The sequence below is a fragment of the Anaerolinea thermolimosa genome (assembly GCF_001050195.2).
In the GTDB taxonomy this organism is placed as follows: domain Bacteria; phylum Chloroflexota; class Anaerolineae; order Anaerolineales; family Anaerolineaceae; genus Anaerolinea; species Anaerolinea thermolimosa.
The window spans coordinates 3,174,726-3,192,285 of sequence record NZ_DF967965.1 but is presented as its reverse complement, the minus strand read 5'-3'; the positions used below and the strand labels follow the sequence as shown (position 1 = coordinate 3,192,285).

Below are 17,560 nucleotides of genomic sequence, written 5' to 3'. Positions count from 1 at the left end.
AGAAATGATGATTATCATGCGAGCCGACGCGACCCAGGAAGAAATCAGTGCGGTGGTGGAGCGTGTGGAGGCCAACGGTCTGAGGGCCCACCTCTCACGCGGAGAAGAGCGCACCATTATCGGGGCGATTGGAGATGGTCGCCCCATTAATCGTGACCAGTTTCTGATCCTGCCCGGGGTAGACCGGATCGTCCCCATTTCTCGCCCGTACAAGATTGCCTCTCGTGAATTCAGCCCTCACAACACGGTGTTCCCCCTGGATGGGGTGGAGATTGGTGGTGAAGGTGTGGTGATCATTGCCGGACCATGCTCGGTAGAAAGCCGCGAGCAAACCCTGGAGATCGCCCAGGCGGTGAAAGAAGCCGGTGCCCATGCTCTGCGCGGCGGGGCTTACAAACCACGTACTTCGCCCTATTCCTTCCAGGGGCTGGGAGAAAAAGGGCTGGAAATCCTTGCGGAGGCGCGTGAGGTGACCGGTTTGCCCATTGTGACCGAGGTGATGTCGCCTGAGCTGGTGCCGCTGGTGGCTCGCTATGCCGATGTATTGCAGATCGGGGCACGGAACATGCAAAATTATGCCCTGCTCCATGCCGCCGGGGAGAGCATGCGCCCGGTGGTGGTCAAGCGCGGGATGAGCGCCACGGTGGAAGAATTGCTCATGGCGGCTGAATACGTGCTTTCACACGGAAATCGGCGGGTTATCCTGTGTGAACGCGGTATTCGCACTTTCGAAACCTCAACGCGCAACACTACGGATATCAATGCCGTGCCGGTGCTTAAGGCCCTCAGCCATCTGCCGGTGGTGCTTGATCCCTCTCACAGCACCGGCAACTGGGAGTATGTTACGGCCATTGCCCGCGCGGCGGTGGCCGCCGGGGCAGATGGGTTGATGGTAGAGGTGCATACGCACCCCGACCAGGCACTTTCGGATGGCGGGCAGAGCCTTAAGCCAGAGCGCTTCGCCGAAATGGTGCGCCAGGTGCGCGCCATTGCCCGGGCGATCGGGCGAGATGTGGCCAGGTCTCAGCATACCCAGCCGGTTCTGCAGGGAGCTGCCCCATGAGTGGTGATGAGGAGCCTGGCTTTTTTCTGGAGCGCGCCTGTGTGGCCATTCTGGGGCTGGGGCTCATGGGTGGATCACTGGCACTGGCATTGCGCGGAAAGGTATCTCGGCTGATTGGAATTGACCCCCACCCACCCACCCTTGAGCTGGCCGCCCGCCTGCGGCTTGCCGATGACCTGTCAGCAACACCTGAGGGCGCTCTCCCTCAGGCCGATTTGGTGATTCTGGCGGCTCCGGTGCGGGTGATTCTTCAATTGATCGAGGCTTTACCCGGCCTGCACCCCGGCGCACCGGTGGTGATCGACCTGGGTTCGACCAAGCAGGACATCCTTCAGCGCATGGCACGCCTGCCGGGACGCTTTGATCCCCTCGGTGGGCACCCGATGTGCGGTAAGGAACGCTCTTCGCTGGCAGAGGCCGAGGCGAACCTGTACCGGGGGGCGCCATTTGCCTTTGTGCCGCTACCGCGAACCACCCTGCGCGCCCGGGCGGCGGCTGAGGCGCTGGCCGGGGCCATTGGCGCCAGACCGCTCTGGTTGGATGAGTGGGTGCACGATCGGTGGGTGGCCGCTACCAGCCACCTGCCCTACCTGTTGGCCTCTGCACTGGCGGCCTGCACCCCTCCAGAAGCCGCACCTCTGGCCGGGCCGGGGTTTCGCAGCACCACGCGGCTGGCCTCTCAGCCTGCTGAATTAATGATGGATATTTTGATGACCAATCGTAAGAATGTGCTCTGTGCCCTGCGCCGTGTACATGCCCGCCTTGACCTGTTTGAGCAGTTGCTCGAGGCGGAAGACTATGCCGCGTTGCAAGGTTTGCTGGAAGAAGGCGCACTGCGGCGGGAAAATTTCCTTTCGATCTCACCGGGAGAAACACGATGAACCTCACCATTTTCCCTGGCGGTCCGCTCCGGGGGTGCGTGGAATCTCCGGGAGACAAGTCTCTTTCTCATCGGGTGGCGCTCTTTGCGGCGCTGGCGGAAGGTGAAAGTTGTGTGGAGCATTTTCTCGTTTCGGGGGTGACTGAGGCTATGCTGCGTTCTCTGAAGGCACTGGGGGTGGCATGGGAACTCTCAGATGACACCCTGCGGGTGTACGGACGCGGCCTGCACGGTCTGCGTGCACCAGAGAGCGTGCTGGATTGCGGAAATTCAGCCACCACCATGCGTCTGCTGACCGGGGCAGTGGCCGCGGCGGGGATTGCTGCGGTGCTGGATGGCTCGGCAGGTTTGCGCCGCCGTCCGATGGAGCGCATTGCCGAACCCCTGCGCCAGATGGGAGTGGATATTACCACCGCGGAGGGCGGAGGGGCACCCCTGACCCTGGGTTCACGCCCGCCGTCACGGCGGCTTTCGGCACTCGACTATTCTCTGCCGGTGGCCAGTGCCCAGGTGAAAACCTGTCTGTTACTGGCCGCACTGGCTGCCGATGCACCCACCACCCTCCACGAACCGGCGCTCTCGCGCGACCACACCGAGCGTATGTTGCGCGGCATGGGGGTTGAGGTCGAAACCAGCCCCGAATTGGCCGGTTACCGGGTGACCCTCACCCCGCCGAAAACCCCGCTGTGCCCCCTGAGGGGGATGCTCCCGGGTGATTTTTCCGCCGCGGCGTTCCTCATGGCGGCGGCGCTGATCACACCTGGCTCAGAGCTCACCCTGCCCGGGGTGGGGCTTAATCCCACCCGTACCGGTCTGCTGGATGCCTTCCGGGCGATGGGCGGTGACATTGAGGTGAGCAACCTGAGGGAATACCTCGGCGAGCCGGTGGGTGATTTGAAGGTGCGCTTCAGCCCGTTGCGGGGGGTTGAGATTGCGGGGGAATGGGTGGTGCGGATGATCGATGAATTCCCCGCCTTTGCCGCCGCCGCGGTTTTTGCCGAAGGCCCCAGTGTGGTGCGCGACGCGCAGGAATTGCGCTACAAAGAGTCTGATCGAATTGGCGCACTGTGCAGTGAACTGCGTGCGGTGGGTGCGCAGGTTGAGGAAACCCCCGATGGCTTTATTCTGCAGGGCGGCGGGGTGCGGGGGGGTGTGGTCAACCCGCACGGAGACCACCGCCTGGCGATGTCGCTGGCGGTGGTGGGGCTGGCTTCGCGTGAGCCGGTGAAGGTGCTGGGGGCTGAAATTACCCGCGAGTCCTTCCCGGGGTTTCCGGATGTACTGCGTTCGCTGGGGGCGCAGATGACCGAAGCGTATGAGTAAGAACCCTTCCTGTTTCTCATGACAGATACTCTGGTTTTTGCCCTGACTGGCTGGCCGCTCGGCCACAGCCTTTCGCCCGTCCTGCACCAGGCGGCTCTGGCCGCGCTGGGGCTGAAGGGAGAATACCGCCTTATGCCGGTTCCACCGGCTGATTCCACAGCTCTGGCGGCGTTGCTTCAACAGGTGCGGAATGGCCAGCTGCAGGGGCTTAACGTCACCATTCCACATAAGCAGGCCGTGCTACCCCTGCTGGACGAGCTTTCTCCGACGGCGCGCGCCATCGGTGCGGTGAACACCCTCTGGATGAGAGAAGGGCGCCTGGTGGGAGAAAACACCGATGCCCCCGGTTTTTTAGCCGACCTGTACGCCCGCCTGGGAGATCACCTTGCAGATAAGGCACGGGAGCGGTGTGCCTGGTTGCTTGGAGCAGGGGGCTCGGCCCGGGCAGTGGCTTTTGCACTGGCAAGTGAGGGCTGGCGGGTGGTGATTGCGGCACGCCGCCTGGAGCAGGCCGAAGCGCTGGCACTTTCACTGGGATACTGGTTGAAAGCGGAACAGTTTATTCCGCTTTCACTCGCCGCTCTCCCTGAGGGAGGGGTTCCGCACCCGCAGTTGATCATCAATGCCACTCCGCTCGGCATGACCCCCCAGGTTGAGACGAGCCCCTGGCCGGAGGGGCTGGCCTTTCCCTCAGGGGCATGTGTTTATGACCTGGTATATAATCCCCCGGAGACGCGCCTGGTGCGCGAGGCGCGCCGCGCCGGACTGGAGGCTGTGACTGGCCTGGGGATGCTCGTGGAGCAGGCCGCGCTGGCGCTGGAAAAGTGGACCGGTTTACCGGTTCCCCGTGAGGCGATGTTCCGTGCGGTTGAGCGCGACCGAAAGAACCCTGAATGAGGTAAAGAGGAGCTTATGCCCTTACGTTTTCTAACCGCTGGTGAATCGCACGGGCCTGCCCTGCTGGCCATTCTCGACGGCCTGCCCGCAGGCCTGCCTCTGGATGAAGCGCTTCTCCGGCGCGACCTGGCCCGTCGTCAGCATGGATACGGCGCCGGTCCGCGTATGAAGCTGGAGACAGATACCGCCCGCATTCTGGGGGGTGTGATGGAAGGCCGGACTACCGGAGCGCCGTTGGTCCTTTATATTGAAAACAGCGACCATGCCCGCTGGAAAGGGCGGGCGGTGGCCCCTTTCACTACCCCGCGCCCGGGACATGCCGACCTGGCCGGTGCGTTGAAATATGGGCTCCATGATTTGCGCCCCGCCCTCGAGCGTGCTTCGGCACGTGAGACCGCCGCACGGGTGGCGGTGGGGGCGGTCTGCCGCGCCCTGCTGGCCGAGTTCGGCATTCGGGTGGGAGGGTATGTGGTGTCTATCGGGCCGGTAGAGGCGGATCTGGCCGGTCTTTCCTACGCTGACCGGATAGAGCGTGCCCTGGAAAGCGAAGTTTCCTGCCCGGATGTACATGCCGCCCGGCAGATGCAGGAAGCCATCCGTCAGGTGATGCAGGAGCGCGATACGCTGGGCGGGGTGATCGAGGTGGTGGCTCTGGGGCTTCCGCCGGGGCTGGGGTCTTACGCTCAGTGGGATCGCCGCCTGGAAGCGCGCCTGGGAGCGGCGATCCTCAGTATCCAGGCGATTAAGGGGGTAGAGTTCGGCCCTGCCTTTCAAAATGCACGTTTGCCCGGCACGCAGGTGCACGATGCCATCCGGCTGGAGGCCGAAGGCGGCTGGTTGACGCGTCCGAGCGACCGTTCCGGCGGACTGGAAGGCGGCATCACTACCGGCCAGCCGCTGGTGGTGCGCGCGGCCATGAAACCCATTGCTACCACCCTCACGCCTCAGCCGACCGTTGACCTGTCCACCGGCGAGGAAACGGAAACCCGTTATGAACGCTCGGATTTTTGCCCCGTCCCGCGGGCGGTGGTGATTCTGGAGGCCATGATGGCCTTCGTGCTGGCCGATGCCTTGCTTGAAAAACTGGGCGGCGATTCTCTGGATGAAATGCGCCCCCGTTTGGATGCTCTGCGCCGGGCACGCCTGGATGATCTGCATGTAGATAATCAACCCCATATTTTCTGGCCTGAGTGAAACCATGACTGCTTCCAAGGGTGAAACTCTGTATTTTGTTTACGGTCCGCCGGGGTCGGGCAAGTCGACCCTGGGGCGGCGCCTGGCCGGACTGCTCGATCTGCCTTTTGTGGATCTGGATGAGCAGATTCAGGCCTCTGCGGGGATGCCCATCCCGGCCATTTTTGACCGCGAGGGCGAGCGCGGCTTCAGACAGCGTGAGCGCACCGCCCTGGAAGCCGCCGTACAAAGCGGGCGGGGTGTGGTTTCTCTGGGTGGAGGGGCTTTACTCGATCCTGCCAGCCGCTCACTGGTCGAATCAGCCGGGCGGGTGCTTTGTCTGCGAGCCGAGCGCGGGGTGCTGTTCGAGCGCCTGGGGCAGGAAGCTGGTACGCGCCCTCTTCTGGGCGAGGATGCCGGATGGCGCGAGCGTCTGGATGCTTTGCTGACCGTGCGGGCGGCGCATTATCATTCCTTTCCTCTGTACCTGGATACCTCATCATTGAACCCCGAAGAGGCCGCCCGTCAGGCGCAGTTGAAGTTTGGTGCCTGGCGGGTGAGCGGCATGGGGACCGCGTATGATGTGCGCGTGGTGCAGGGTGGCCTCGATGATCTGGGAGCGATGCTGCGCGCACGTGGTCTGGAAGGCCCGCTGGCGCTGGTGAGCGATTCGCAGGTGGCCCCGCTCTACGCGGAGAGGGTAGAAGCGGCTTTGAGGGGGGCCGGTTATGCAGTGCAACGGGTGGTGATCCCGGCGGGGGAAGAGCATAAAACGCTGGAGACTGTGTCTCACCTGTGGGAGGCCTTTCTCGCCGCTCGTCTCGACCGGCGCAGTACGGTGCTTGCGCTGGGAGGGGGTGTGGTGGGTGACCTGGCCGGTTTCGCCGCGGCAGTGTACTTGCGGGGGGTACGCTGGGTGGCTTTACCCACCACCCTGCTGGCGATGGCCGATGCCAGCCTGGGGGGGAAAACCGGCGCTGACCTTCCGCAGGGTAAAAATTTAATCGGGGCTTTTCATCCCCCGGCGCTGGTGCTTTCGGACCCGGCTACCCTTTCTACCCTGCCCGAGGCGGAGTTGCGCAGCGGGATGGCTGAGGTGGTGAAGCATGGTCTGCTGGCTGACGCGGTGCTTTTTGCCCGGGCCGAAGGGGGCTGGGAGGCGATGTGCGCAGATCTGGATGAAACGGTGCGCCGCGCCATGGCGGTGAAGATCGCCTTTATTCAGGCAGATCCCTATGAGAAGAACATTCGGGCGGCGCTTAACCTGGGCCATACGGTGGGACACGCGGTGGAGCTGGCTTTGGGTTACCGCTTGCGCCACGGCGAAGCGGTGGCGATTGGCCTGCGGGTGGAGGCACACCTGGCGGAAAACCTTGGGGTGGCAGAGGCTGGCCTGGCCGGGCGCATCGAGGCATGCCTGCGCGGGCTTGGCCTGCCCACACGCATCCCTGAGAATATTGACCGGGAGGTGTTCCTGCGCGCCCTCAGCGTGGATAAGAAAAATGCCGCCGGGCAGGTGCGCTTTGCTCTGCCAGAACGTGTGGGAGCGTACCGGGTGGGGGTGGCTGTAGAGATGGATTTCAGCGCATTGTTGGCGATGTAAGGATAGGGGTGCAACGATGAAGGCTTATCTGGTGCTTCATGGGCCTAACTTAAACCTGTTGGGAGTGCGCGAACCGACGGTCTACGGCGCGCTTTCGATGGAAGACATCAATCATCGCTTGCGGTTGCTGGCCGATGAACTGGGAGTGGAGGTGCGCTTTGTACAATCGAACCATGAGGGGGCTTTAATCGATGCGCTCCATGAGGCGCGCACCTGGGCGGCGGGAGTGGTATTCAACCCGGGCGGGTACACGCACACTTCGGTGGCGTTGCGCGACGCCGTGGCGGCCATCGGCATTCCGGTGGTGGAAGTGCATCTCTCCAATGTTCATGCGCGGGATGAATTTCGGCGCCATTCGCTGATCGCCCCGGTCTGCCGGGGCACGATTGCTGGTTTTGGCTGGCAGTCTTACGCGTTGGGGCTGCGTGCCCTGGCAGGACTGGACGACTGACAGAGCCGTGCAGGTTTCCCTATTGGAGTGGGCGGAAGCCCTCTCCCAGGGCTTCGTGAGCCTGCCCGATGACCATGAACGCACGCGGGTCTACCTCTTTGACGATGGCCTTGATGCGGCTGACTTCGGGCCGGGTAACCACACAGTAGAGCACCGGGCGCTCGGTATGAGTGTAGGCGCCGGTGGCGTTGAGGATGGTAACCCCCCGCTCCAGGTCGGTCATGATCTTTTGAGCCACTTCTTCCGGGCGTGAGGTGATGATCAGCGCGGTGCGGAAAACGCTCGTTCCTTCCAGCACCATTTCGGCCACCAGCCCGCTGACGTAGGTGACTGCCAGGGCGTAGAGAGCATTTTCCCAGGCAAAGACCAGCCCTGAAGCCAGAATGACGATGGAATCGGTGATCAGGTAGGCCATTGAAATAGAAATGCCGATTTTCTCATTGAGAATGCGCCCGAGAATGTCGCTCCCGCCGCTGGTTCCCTTGCCGCGGTAAACCATCCCAAGCCCCACCCCCAGCACCACCGCTCCGTAGAGGCAGTTCAGGAAGAGGTCGTGAACGATGCCCTCAGGCGGAAGGAAGACCCCCAGCATATCGGTGAAGAAGGAAAAACCCGTCACTGCAAGGGCAGTGCGCAGAGCAAAGCGCGGCCCCCCCAGGTGCTGCCAGCCGAGCAGGAAGAGCGGCACATTGCCCAGGAAGACCATCAGACCGATGGGCCAGCCTGTGTAGAAGTTGATCAATTGCGAGGCTCCACTGATCCCACCGCTGACCAGCTGGGCGGGCACAAGGAACAGCCGCATGGCGAACGCCTGTACCAGGGCACCAAGCAGGACGTAGGTATAATCGGCCAGCGAGTCACGCGAGAACTCAATGCTTCGCAGGGTTTGGATCAGGTTTTCGCGCAGGGTGAGCGGGGCAAGGGGCTTCATGGGCTACCTCCGCGCCAATTATAACCGCAAGCCCCACCTGCTCCGGGAATTCAGCGGGCGAGTCAGCTCCCTTCATCCTGTGTATAATAACCAGTGGAGATAATGTTATGCCTTTGAAAATTCTCGATTATTTTGATGCACAAGCCGATTGTGTCCTTTACCATGGTGACACATTATCGTTCCTGCCAACCATTCCAGACGAAACTGCTGATTTAGTGGTGACTTCACCTCCTTATAATCTGGGGAAACCCTACGAAAAACGTATTCATATTGATGATTACCTTCATCAACAGCAAGAGGTGATCGAACTATGCATTCGGAAGTTAAAACCCAACGGAAGCATTTGCTGGCAAGTGGGGAATTATGTTGATAAGGGTGAAATCATTCCTCTGGATATTCTTCTGTATCCCATTTTTGCCAGCGCCGGTTTGAAATTAAGAAACCGAATTATCTGGCATTTCGAACATGGTCTACATACCTCCAGAAGATTCTCTGGCCGGTATGAAGTTATTCTCTGGTTTACTAAAACCGACGAATATATATTTAATTTGGATGCAGTACGAATTCCTCAAAAATATCCGACTAAAAAGCATTTTAAAGGTCCAAAGAAAGGTCAGCTTTCAGGAAATCCTCTTGGTAAGAACCCTTCGGATGTTTGGATTATCCCCAACGTCAAGGCTAACCATGTTGAGAAAACGATTCACCCATGTCAGTTCCCTGTTGAATTGATTGAGCGCCTGGTACTGGCTTTAACGAATCCGGGTGGCTGGGTCATTGATCCGTTTATGGGGGTTGGGACGACAGCAATTGCGGCTTTGATGCATCAACGCAAAGCAGCTGGAGCAGAGATCATGCCAGAATATATTCAGGTTGCCAGGGAGCGGATTGCCCAGGCTGAAGCGGGTCGTCTAAGAGTTCGCCCCATGGACCGACCCGTATACGATCCTAATGGCAATGAGGTGCTCGTCCCTCCAAAATACGTTAGTTTGAGTATGTATCAGGGTGTTTTGCTGGATGCCAAAGAAGAATATCAGACCGGAGAAGTAAAGTCATGAAGATTGTGTACGAGTATTCTCATCTGGGTGGAGCCGAAATATTAAAAGTTCGTTATCCGCACATAGAAAACGAGATCAATGAGGTGATCTCTACTGTAAAAGCCGAACGAAGCAAAGAGAGCCATGAAAAAACCAAGCAAGGAAAATTCCTTTTTGCCCCTATATCAATGAATACACAATTCCATGCACTTTTCAACGCCAGGGGATACGTTGAAATTCGAGATACTTACACGATTCAAATTCCCCATCATCAGTGCACTATTCCCAATGCTTTTAAACAGGTTGATTTTGTAAAAGAAAAAGTTCTGATTGAAGTTCAATTTGGCAAATATGCATTTATGTTCTATGATATGGCTAAATTCCAGTACTTTTTCAACGAAAACAAAGCTGATGTAGGGGTCGAAATTGTTCCTTCTCATACCCTTCACCGAAAGATGTCCTCAGGAGTATCTTATGGTGAACAATTAGTATATGACATTGAGCGGTTGAAACGCCATTTCCCTGCTGTTCCTGTGAAGGTCATTTTGATCGATGCAGACGATCAGGAAAAATTTTAGCAAATTACCCTTCGATTTTCGTTCTTTCTAGAATACCCATTCCAGGCCTGAAATATCACCCCTTTTCGATAGTGAATGTAACTTTTTCTTCCATAAATCATCCAATTGATGTACCATTAAGGACAAAGTAACACTCGTAAATAGAAAGGATGATGGAGCCATGTCTGAAATGTCTGTTCAAACCCCTGCACCTTTTCCCCGGCTTAACGAGCCGGCGCCTGAATTTGAGGCTGTAACCACCCACGGGGTGGTGCGCCTATCGGATTTTCGTGACTCCTGGCTGATTCTCTTCTCGCACCCGGCTGATTTCACCCCTGTGTGCACCACGGAGTTCATCGCCTTTGCGGAAATTTACCCGGAACTTCAAAAACGCGGCGTGGAGTTGCTCGGCCTGAGCATTGATAGTGTGTATTCGCACATTGCCTGGCTGCGCAACATCGAAGAGAAAACGGGGGTTAAAATCCCCTTCCCGGTGATTGCCGACCTGAACAAAGAGGTGGCCACCAAATATGGCATGATTCAACCCGGTGCGAGCAAGACCGAAGCCGTGCGGGCGGTGTTCATCATTGATCCCAAAGGCATCCTGCGCGCCATGATCTATTACCCGCTGACCACTGGCCGGAACATGGCCGAAATTCTCCGCCTCATTGATGCACTGCAAACCAGTGACAGGCACGGCGTGGCCACGCCTGCCAACTGGAAGCCCGGCGATAAGGTCATTGTCCCGGCACCCCAGACCATGGAAATGGTTGAAGAACGCATGAAGGCCGGTTTTGAGATGGTTGACTGGTATCTGGCCAAGAAAAGCCTGGAGTAAAACCATGGCCTGCATTAACCCGGATGGAAGCCTGACCCCCTCAGCCCTGGCGGTGCTGCGTGCGCTGGAGACCCCCTCCACCCCGGCTGAAATTGCCCAAAGAGCAGGCCTGCCGCTGTTTCGGGTGCGCGGCAGTCTGCGCGAACTGGTCGAGGCGGGGTTGCTGGACGAGCATGAGGGCGTCTATTCACTCACCCCTCAGGGCCGAGAAAAGATCAATGCCTGATCGAGACGGCGGGGAAATCCTCCCCGCCGTTTTTTTATCCCCCGGTCTGCATGGGCAGGTTGAAACCCCGGCGGTGAGAGGGAAACAGGTTGTGACGCGCGCCTCAGAAATAAAAAATGGCGTTACAATCTTTTCATGCAGACCTGGAACCTTACGGATGAAGACCCGCTTCACCTGACTCTTTCTGCCGACCCTCGCCTTGGGCCGACCGATTACGCGGATGACATTACCTGGGAGCTCAGCCTGAGAGGCGAGGATCCTCCCGCCCTGACCCTGTTCACGACCTTTGGCCTGCGTGCCCGAAGGATGCAGTTTTTCCCGGTGTTTTCTCGGGGCGGACAATCGGTGATCGACCCCGCCGCCTTTCATCGTGCTCCGAGAGTCACCCGGTTTTACCCCAATTATCTTGAAGTTCACTTTGCTCCCTTCGAGGGGATTGAAGTTCGGGCAGAGTACTGTGTGGTTGGTTCTCAGGTGGTCGCCGGGCGAGTGCACCTGGTCAACCAGAGCGTGCTACCGCACAACCTTCGTCTTGACTGGGCGGGGGTGCTCAACCCGCTGGGCGCGGGGGAGGGGATGGCGGTGTTGCCCACGGGGCTGGGCCTGGCCATGCAGGGGCGCAGCGACGGGCTGGCTGTGGTGTGCTTTCTGACGGGCGGCGCCCAGGCGGGGAAAAGTGCGTATCCGGCGCTTTCTCTTCTTTACGAGCTATACCCGGGCAGTCACGCCGAAACCGCCTGGGCCGTGGCGGCCAGGCCGGGCACGGAGGAGGCTTTTCAAATGGCTCAGGAGGCTGCCAACCGCGCCTGGGAAGCCGAACTGGCACGCATTGAACTCTGTAATGCCGCCGATGTGGTGGAAATTTCCAGCGGGGCACCCGAATGGGACGCGGCTCTGGCTCTGGGGCAACGGGCGGCGCTGGGATTGCGCATGGCGAACCCAGCTCAGCTTCCGGCCCCTTCTTTTGTCCTCACCCGCCGTGTTGATCAGGGGGCTTCGGCGCGCGGGGATGGCAGTGATCATCCCTACCTGTGGGCCGGGCAGACTGCCTTTGACAGCTGGTATCTGAGTGTGTTGTTGCCAGGGATGGCCTCGCTGGGTGGGGAACTGTTGCGAAATTTTCTGGCCAGCGCGCGGGATGCGCGGCTGGATTTTCGTCCCGGGCTGGGCGGCCAGCATACCCGTCATCTGGCTCAGCCGTTTCTGGCAGAGATGGCCCTGCGGCTGGCGCCGCCCGCTCTCCTGGAAGAAGCCTACCCCGCCCTCATACAGCATTTCAAGGCCTGGCTGAGTGCCGAACACGATGCCGATGGTGATGGCCTGCCGGAATGGGAACACCCCCTTCAATCGGGGCTGGAGAGCAGCCCAATGATCGATCGCTGGTCGGCTTCAGCGCAGGGAATGGACACAGCCTGGATAGAAAGCCCGGCTCTGGGGGCCATGCTTTACCACGAGGCCCTGGCCCTGGAGAAAGTAAACCGGCGCCTGGGCTGGAGCGCTGATCTCCCCTGGTTGAGAACCCAGGCGGAGCGCATTCGCCATGCCGTAGAAGAGACCTGGGACAGGCGCGCGCGAATCTACCGCTACCGCGATTCGCAGACGCACCTCAGCCGTGCGGGGAAGGTGCTGGGGACTTTCAGGGGGGCGGGGGTGTTTGCGGTTCAGCGTCAGCCGGGGGCTCTGACACGGTTGATCATCCAGGTGGAGGCGGCCAGCGAAAGCACCCGGGCTGTCGTCGGCCTGATCAGCGGGGTGGATGAGTCCGGGCAAAGTATTGAGGAGTCTTTTGCTCCGCGAGATTTCACCTGGTCGCTGGGACGTGCGCGTGCTACTACCCGGAAGGTCTTCAGTCGGGTGACTCAAATTGAAGTGAACGGCGTGATGCCCGAAGATCGCATAAAGCTGGTGTGCCCCGATTTCACTCTGGAGGACCTCAGCCTGTTTCTTCCGCTGTGGGCGGGCATTCCTGAACCCTCCCGTGCCAGGTTGCTGGTGGAAAAGCGGCTTCTGAAGGATTACCTTCAACCCTTCGGACTGCCGGTGTGCCCTCCGGCGCGCTGTCCGGCAGAACCGGTGGAACTGGCCTGTATGGCTCTGCCTTGGAATGTGCTGATCGGGGAAGGTCTGCTGGAGGCGGGTTTCCGACAGGAAGCAGCCGACTTGCTGGAACGGCTCATGCAGGCCGTGGTCGGCAATCTGAAGCGGGAACATGGGTTTCGCCAGTTCTATCATGCGGCGAGCGGGCTGGGCGTGGGTGAGCGCAATCATCTCTGGGGAATGCCCCCGGTGGGTTATCTCCTTCAGGTGATAGGCCTGGAGCTCCTCTCTCCGACTGAAATTGTGGTGAGGGGTTTTAATCCCTTTCCGTGGCCAATTACGGTAAAATATCAAAGAATAAAGATCACCCGGGAAGGCGACAGAACGACGTTGACCCTGGCAGGCAGGCCGCCACTCGTGATCACAGGGCAGGATGCGCAGCGTATTGCGTTGCCCTGAAAGGTGCGAAGAGTATTCCCGATTTTCTGTGAAAGGAGGCCCGATGGACAAAGAACGACCGCTTCAGCCCATGAATCTATTGATGGCCGTTGTCCAGTCTCAGGACGCCGAAATCGCCCGTGAGGCACTTGCCAAGGCGGGATTCAACGTGGAGCGCCTGCCCAGTGTCGGCGGGTTTCTTGGTCGGCGGAATGCCATGCTGTTAATTGGCGTGCCGCCTGAAAGACGCAATCAGGCCGAGGAGATTTTGCACGAGAATTGCCGGCAACGTGTGGAATTCATTGCCGTGCCCCTTGAAAGCGCCCCCCTGCCATTGCCCACCCCTACCCCTATCACTGTGGGCGGTGCCACCATCTTTGCCCTGGATGTTGAACATTACGAGGAGATCTGACCATGAAACTGATCATTGCCATTCTGCGCGATATTGACCATGACGCCGTATCGCAGGCCCTCACGACGTCCGGTTTCCGGGTGACGATGATTGCCTCGACGGGGGGATTCTGGCGGCGCGGCAACACCACATTGATGATCGGCTGTGAGGATGAGCAGGTGGAGCCCGCCCTGGAGATTATCCGAAAGAATTGCCAGCCAGCCTCCGAACCGGGCACGCGGCATGCAACGATCTTTGTCATCAAAGTGGACCAGTACGTTCACTTCTAGAGCCTGAGCCGGGCCCCGGCGCAGGGCCTGGCTTTCTGGCGCGAGCCCAATCATTCTGTCTTTTTATATCTCGGAGGGTTTTTTATGGATTTCGGCAAGGCTTTTTCGTTTGTCTTCGAAGACCCCGACTGGCTGAAAAAGATCGTTCTGGCAGCGCTGATCTCGCTCATCCCGATCGTGGGGCAACTGTATCTGACCGGTTATGGGCTTGAGGTGGCGCGGCGGGTCATCCGGCGCGACCCGCGCCCCCTGCCCGACGTGGCCTTTGGCGAGTCACTGGGGGAGGGCTTCAAGGCTCTGGTCGTCGGGCTGGTGTATTCCATTCCGGTGTATCTGTTCGTTTTACCCATTGCGCTCGTACCGACGGCTATGGGGGCCAACGGTGATTATTCTGGCGCTAAGCCGATCTTCGACCTTATTTTGGTGTGCTGTTCGGGTCTGTTGATCGTGTATGCCCTGGCGCTTTCCATCTGGTTACCGGCGGCTTTTGGAAACATGGTGGCCACCGGCTCGCTGGGTGCGGCCTTCAGGCTGGGAGAAGTGTTTGCCCTGATCAAAGCCGCCCCGGGAGCTTATTTGCTGGTGCTGGTGGGAACCCTGATCGCCGGGTTCATTGCTCCCCTCGGTACAATCGCCTGCGGGATAGGTGTGGTGCTGACCTATACCTACGGGGTGGTTTTCATGGGCCACCTTTACGGGCAGGCGTACAACGCGGCCATTGCCAATAAAGCGCTGATGTAATCATCGTCCTGAAGAACAGCTCTGGCCGGCGAAAGCCGGCCAGCTTTGTTTAATCCTCTCCTTCTTGAAATTCCTCGACCTGATAGGTGTACACCTGGAGCTTTTTTCTCTGCCACAAATTGGCCGGAGCGCCCATTTTCAGGCACAGGTGCGAGAGAAATTCGTATGGATCGGGCAATTTTTGCCATACCTGGGGTAAAAATGTGGCGCGCTGAGGGCCATCGCGGAGGATGACGCCATCCATGCCGGGGCGGAGCCGTTCGATCAACTCGGCGGGGGTCTGGTATTCCAGCGGCCGGGGCGGGGTAAGGCGCGAAATTTCGATGCGCAACCCGGGCACTTCTTCTGGGCGCACCGGAGGGAAGCGATAATCCAGCATGGCGGCGGCAGCAGCATGTTCGCGCACATCTTCGATCAGGGGCTGATAAGCTTCCAGCGCCCCAATACAGCCGCGCAACTCGCCGTTCTCGTCATAGAGGGTGACAAACGTGGCTCCCGGCTCAAACAGGCGGGGAGAGAACTCCGCCGGGTTGACAGGCGGCAGGGGGCGGCGATTGGCCGCGGCCTCAATGGCCTGCCTGGCCAGACGCAATAACTGGGCTCGTTCTTCCTTTGTCAGTTTTTGCTCTTCCATCCCCCCTCCTCTCTCCTTTCAATCTTTCAGGTATGGGTTGTTTTTATTTCAGGGTGAACCAGGTGCGGTTGTGATACACCAGCGGCTGGTCACCTTCACCGAGGTGCACGTCCTCTACCCGGGCAAGGAACAGCGTCGAGCGGGGCATGACGTGCTGGTACACCACCCGACAATCCAGGCCAGCCAGGCCGCCTTCGATCAGGGGTGAGCCGCTGATCAGGGTGTAGGCAGGCACGCCTGCAAAACGGTTGCCGCCGTCGGGAATTCGTCCGGCGAAGACCTCGGCGAGGTGCTGTTGCCCGGCGTTGAGAATGGTCACGCCGAACCAGCCAGACTCGCGCACCAGGCGATGGGTGCGGGTATCGTTGGCCAGTGTCACCGTCACCATGGGTGGTTCGAGAGAAACCGACGTAAAGGAATTTACGGTCATGCCGTGTTGAACGCCCTCATGAACGCTGGCAACAATGGCCACACCCGTAACCCAGTGGCGCATGGCACGGCGAAGTTGTTCTCCGGGCAGGTTTCTTGCATCTTCTGTCATAAGGCACCCTTCTGTAATGAGTATCTGCCTATATAATAATCCATTAAGGCCTTCATGCGTACGGCTGTGTAAATGGATGCCACAAATTGGACTAAATAAGGTACTATATTACAAGACATGACCACACCAAGGAATGCTGGAATGAATCCGGCCCCCAAAATGCCCTCTCGGGGTGAGTCTTTCACCCTCTGGCGGGTGCTGCAGACGGTGCTCTCGATGGCCTTGCTGGTGGCCACCCTGCTCACTTTCTGGACTCCGGCCAATCTATTATCGGGCAGCCTGATGGAAAACCTCTTCCGCTCTCTGGAAACGACTGGCAACCTGCCAGGTGATCTGCCTACCCCCACGCCCTCGCCGCGACCGCGCATTGGCATTGTGGCCGGGCACTGGGGGAACGACCCCGGTTCGGTGTGCCTGGATGGGCTGACGGAGGAATCGGTGAATTTAAAGATCGCCGAGCTGGTGCGCAAAGATTTGCTGGATGCCGGTTATGATGTAGACCTGTTGCAGGAGTTTGATGCTCGCCTGAATGGGTATCAGGCACTGGCGCTGGTTTCCATTCATAACGATTCCTGTGAATATATCAATGACCAGGCCACGGGGTTCAAGGTCACAGCGGCGGTTTCGAGTGTCTTCCCTGAAAAAGCCACCCGCCTTACGGCATGTCTGGCGCAGCGCTATCAGGCCGCCACAGGATTGCCCTTTCACTACAATACAGTAACCCCAGACATGACCGATTACCATGCCTTTCGTGAAATTAACAGCAGTACCACTGCGGCAATTATCGAAACCGGTTTCCTTAACCTGGACCGCGATATTCTGGTGAACCAGACGGATAAAGTGGCCAAAGGCGTGACGGATGGCATTTTGTGCTATGTGCGTAACGAAGATATTCCAGATTTCAAACCTGTGACTCCATGAGCGAAGGGGCCGCCTTTCTAACTGCACAACAGGCCGTCGGGCAGGCGCTTCAGGCACTGCACAGAAAAGACCGACGCACCGCGCGCCGTCTGGCCGAGCAGGCAGTGGCTCTGGATGAAAAGCTGGAAGACGCCTGGCTGGTGCTGGCCGCGGTTGCTTCGCCACAGGCCAGCCTTTATTATCTGCGCAGGGCGCTTCAGATCAACCCTTCCAGTGAGCGCGCGCGGCGGGGAATGCACTGGGCGGCACAACGTTTGCGCCGCAGGGCCGCGCAATGCGGGCTGAATGCTCCCTTCCATCGCGGCCTCGATTTGCCCCTCCCGGCTCTTGGAGATACCCAACCCGTACTCCTGCGGCATGAGCAGACTCGTCCTCTGCGGGTATGGGCAGAGGGGACGGCACAGCGCCAGCCTGCTCTGGTTTGGCTGGCTGCGGCGCTTTTCCTCGTGATGGCCTTTTCGATCACGGTGGCGTTCAGCAACCAGTGGGTGGTGCTGGCGCGCAGTGCCTCGGCAGAGTTACCCGCCGGGTTGTTTTTCAAGCCCAGCCTGACCCCCACCCATACTCCCACCTCCACGCCGACATACACCC

19 protein-coding genes and 1 pseudogene are annotated in these 17,560 nt (G+C 59.3%); 17 read left to right on the top strand and 3 right to left on the bottom strand.

What is annotated here, in order from left to right; genetic code table 11:
* Positions 1–4 precede the first annotated feature (4 nt).
* From aroF to aroQ, 7 genes are read left to right on the top strand one after another with little or no spacing between them, the layout of a single operon-like run.
* Complete coding sequence (gene aroF, locus ATHL_RS14375; protein WP_062195332.1) at positions 5–1,063, top strand: 3-deoxy-7-phosphoheptulonate synthase; 1,059 nt, start codon at positions 5–7, stop codon at positions 1,061–1,063.
* Positions 1,060–1,944: a prephenate dehydrogenase gene (locus tag ATHL_RS14370; protein ID WP_062195329.1), complete on the top strand. Its 885-nt coding sequence runs from the start codon at positions 1,060–1,062 to the stop codon at positions 1,942–1,944. Before aroF ends, ATHL_RS14370 begins: the two co-directional genes overlap by 4 nt.
* Positions 1,941–3,266, top strand: coding sequence for a 3-phosphoshikimate 1-carboxyvinyltransferase (aroA, locus tag ATHL_RS14365; protein WP_084001491.1), 1,326 nt, complete (start codon positions 1,941–1,943; stop codon positions 3,264–3,266). Before ATHL_RS14370 ends, aroA begins: the two co-directional genes overlap by 4 nt.
* 18 nt (positions 3,267–3,284) lie before the next feature.
* The gene (gene aroE, locus ATHL_RS14360) at positions 3,285–4,163 is read left to right on the top strand and encodes a shikimate dehydrogenase (protein ID WP_062195327.1); all 879 of its coding nucleotides are present in this window, start codon (positions 3,285–3,287) and stop codon (positions 4,161–4,163) included.
* Positions 4,164–4,178: 15 nt separating this feature from the next.
* Positions 4,179–5,357, top strand: coding sequence for a chorismate synthase (aroC, locus tag ATHL_RS14355; RefSeq protein ID WP_062195324.1), 1,179 nt, complete (start codon positions 4,179–4,181; stop codon positions 5,355–5,357).
* 4 nt (positions 5,358–5,361) lie between these two features.
* Complete coding sequence (gene aroB, locus ATHL_RS14350; RefSeq protein ID WP_062195321.1) at positions 5,362–6,939, top strand: 3-dehydroquinate synthase; 1,578 nt, start codon at positions 5,362–5,364, stop codon at positions 6,937–6,939.
* A gap of 16 nt (positions 6,940–6,955) precedes the next feature.
* The gene (gene aroQ, locus ATHL_RS14345; protein WP_062195318.1) at positions 6,956–7,390 is read left to right on the top strand and encodes a type II 3-dehydroquinate dehydratase; all 435 of its coding nucleotides are present in this window, start codon (positions 6,956–6,958) and stop codon (positions 7,388–7,390) included.
* 19 nt (positions 7,391–7,409) lie between these two features.
* On the opposite strand, the gene ATHL_RS14340 is transcribed toward aroQ, so the two are convergent.
* Entirely contained in the window at positions 7,410–8,321 is a 912-nt protein-coding gene (locus ATHL_RS14340) for a YitT family protein (RefSeq protein WP_062195315.1), read from the bottom strand.
* A gap of 107 nt (positions 8,322–8,428) precedes the next feature.
* Between ATHL_RS14340 and ATHL_RS14335 the strand changes: the two genes are divergently transcribed.
* The 8 genes from ATHL_RS14335 (at position 8,429) to ATHL_RS14300 (ending at position 14,873) form a co-directional block, all read left to right on the top strand.
* A complete protein-coding gene (locus ATHL_RS14335) occupies positions 8,429–9,376 on the top strand; it encodes a DNA-methyltransferase (protein ID WP_062195313.1) in 948 nt (315 codons plus the stop codon).
* Positions 9,373–9,933, top strand: a complete 561-nt coding sequence (locus tag ATHL_RS14330) for a BglII/BstYI family type II restriction endonuclease (protein WP_062195311.1) — start codon at positions 9,373–9,375, stop codon at positions 9,931–9,933. The genes ATHL_RS14335 and ATHL_RS14330 overlap by 4 nt, the downstream gene beginning before the upstream one ends.
* 160 nt (positions 9,934–10,093) lie before the next feature.
* The gene (locus ATHL_RS14325; protein ID WP_062195304.1) at positions 10,094–10,750 is read left to right on the top strand and encodes a peroxiredoxin; all 657 of its coding nucleotides are present in this window, start codon (positions 10,094–10,096) and stop codon (positions 10,748–10,750) included.
* Between the two features lie 4 nt (positions 10,751–10,754).
* On the top strand, positions 10,755–10,976 hold the full coding sequence (locus tag ATHL_RS14320; protein WP_062195301.1) for a helix-turn-helix domain-containing protein: 222 nt from the start codon (positions 10,755–10,757) through the stop codon (positions 10,974–10,976).
* A gap of 135 nt (positions 10,977–11,111) precedes the next feature.
* Complete coding sequence (locus ATHL_RS14315; RefSeq protein ID WP_062195297.1) at positions 11,112–13,472, top strand: MGH1-like glycoside hydrolase domain-containing protein; 2,361 nt, start codon at positions 11,112–11,114, stop codon at positions 13,470–13,472.
* A gap of 43 nt (positions 13,473–13,515) precedes the next feature.
* The gene (locus ATHL_RS14310; RefSeq protein ID WP_062195294.1) at positions 13,516–13,863 is read left to right on the top strand and encodes a cyclic-di-AMP receptor; all 348 of its coding nucleotides are present in this window, start codon (positions 13,516–13,518) and stop codon (positions 13,861–13,863) included.
* Positions 13,864–13,865: 2 nt separating this feature from the next.
* Positions 13,866–14,132, top strand: a complete 267-nt coding sequence (locus tag ATHL_RS14305) for a cyclic-di-AMP receptor (RefSeq protein WP_062195291.1) — start codon at positions 13,866–13,868, stop codon at positions 14,130–14,132.
* 84 nt (positions 14,133–14,216) lie between these two features.
* The gene (locus ATHL_RS14300; protein ID WP_062195280.1) at positions 14,217–14,873 is read left to right on the top strand and encodes a DUF4013 domain-containing protein; all 657 of its coding nucleotides are present in this window, start codon (positions 14,217–14,219) and stop codon (positions 14,871–14,873) included.
* Positions 14,874–14,922: 49 nt separating this feature from the next.
* Here ATHL_RS14300 and amrA read toward each other — a convergent pair whose 3' ends face one another.
* On the bottom strand, positions 14,923–15,507 hold the full coding sequence (gene amrA / locus ATHL_RS14295) for an AmmeMemoRadiSam system protein A (protein WP_062195277.1): 585 nt from the start codon (positions 15,505–15,507) through the stop codon (positions 14,923–14,925).
* A gap of 43 nt (positions 15,508–15,550) precedes the next feature.
* Entirely contained in the window at positions 15,551–16,048 is a 498-nt protein-coding gene (locus tag ATHL_RS14290) for a flavin reductase family protein (protein WP_062195275.1), read from the bottom strand.
* Positions 16,049–16,165: 117 nt separating this feature from the next.
* Here ATHL_RS14290 and ATHL_RS14285 point away from each other — a divergent pair, with 117 nt between their 5' ends.
* Positions 16,166–16,969: an N-acetylmuramoyl-L-alanine amidase gene (locus ATHL_RS14285; RefSeq protein ID WP_084001487.1), complete on the top strand. Its 804-nt coding sequence runs from the start codon at positions 16,166–16,168 to the stop codon at positions 16,967–16,969.
* Positions 16,966–17,560 (top strand): annotated as a pseudogene (locus tag ATHL_RS14280) (hypothetical protein); the annotation flags it as partial. The gene ATHL_RS14285 and the pseudogene ATHL_RS14280, both read left to right, overlap by 4 nt.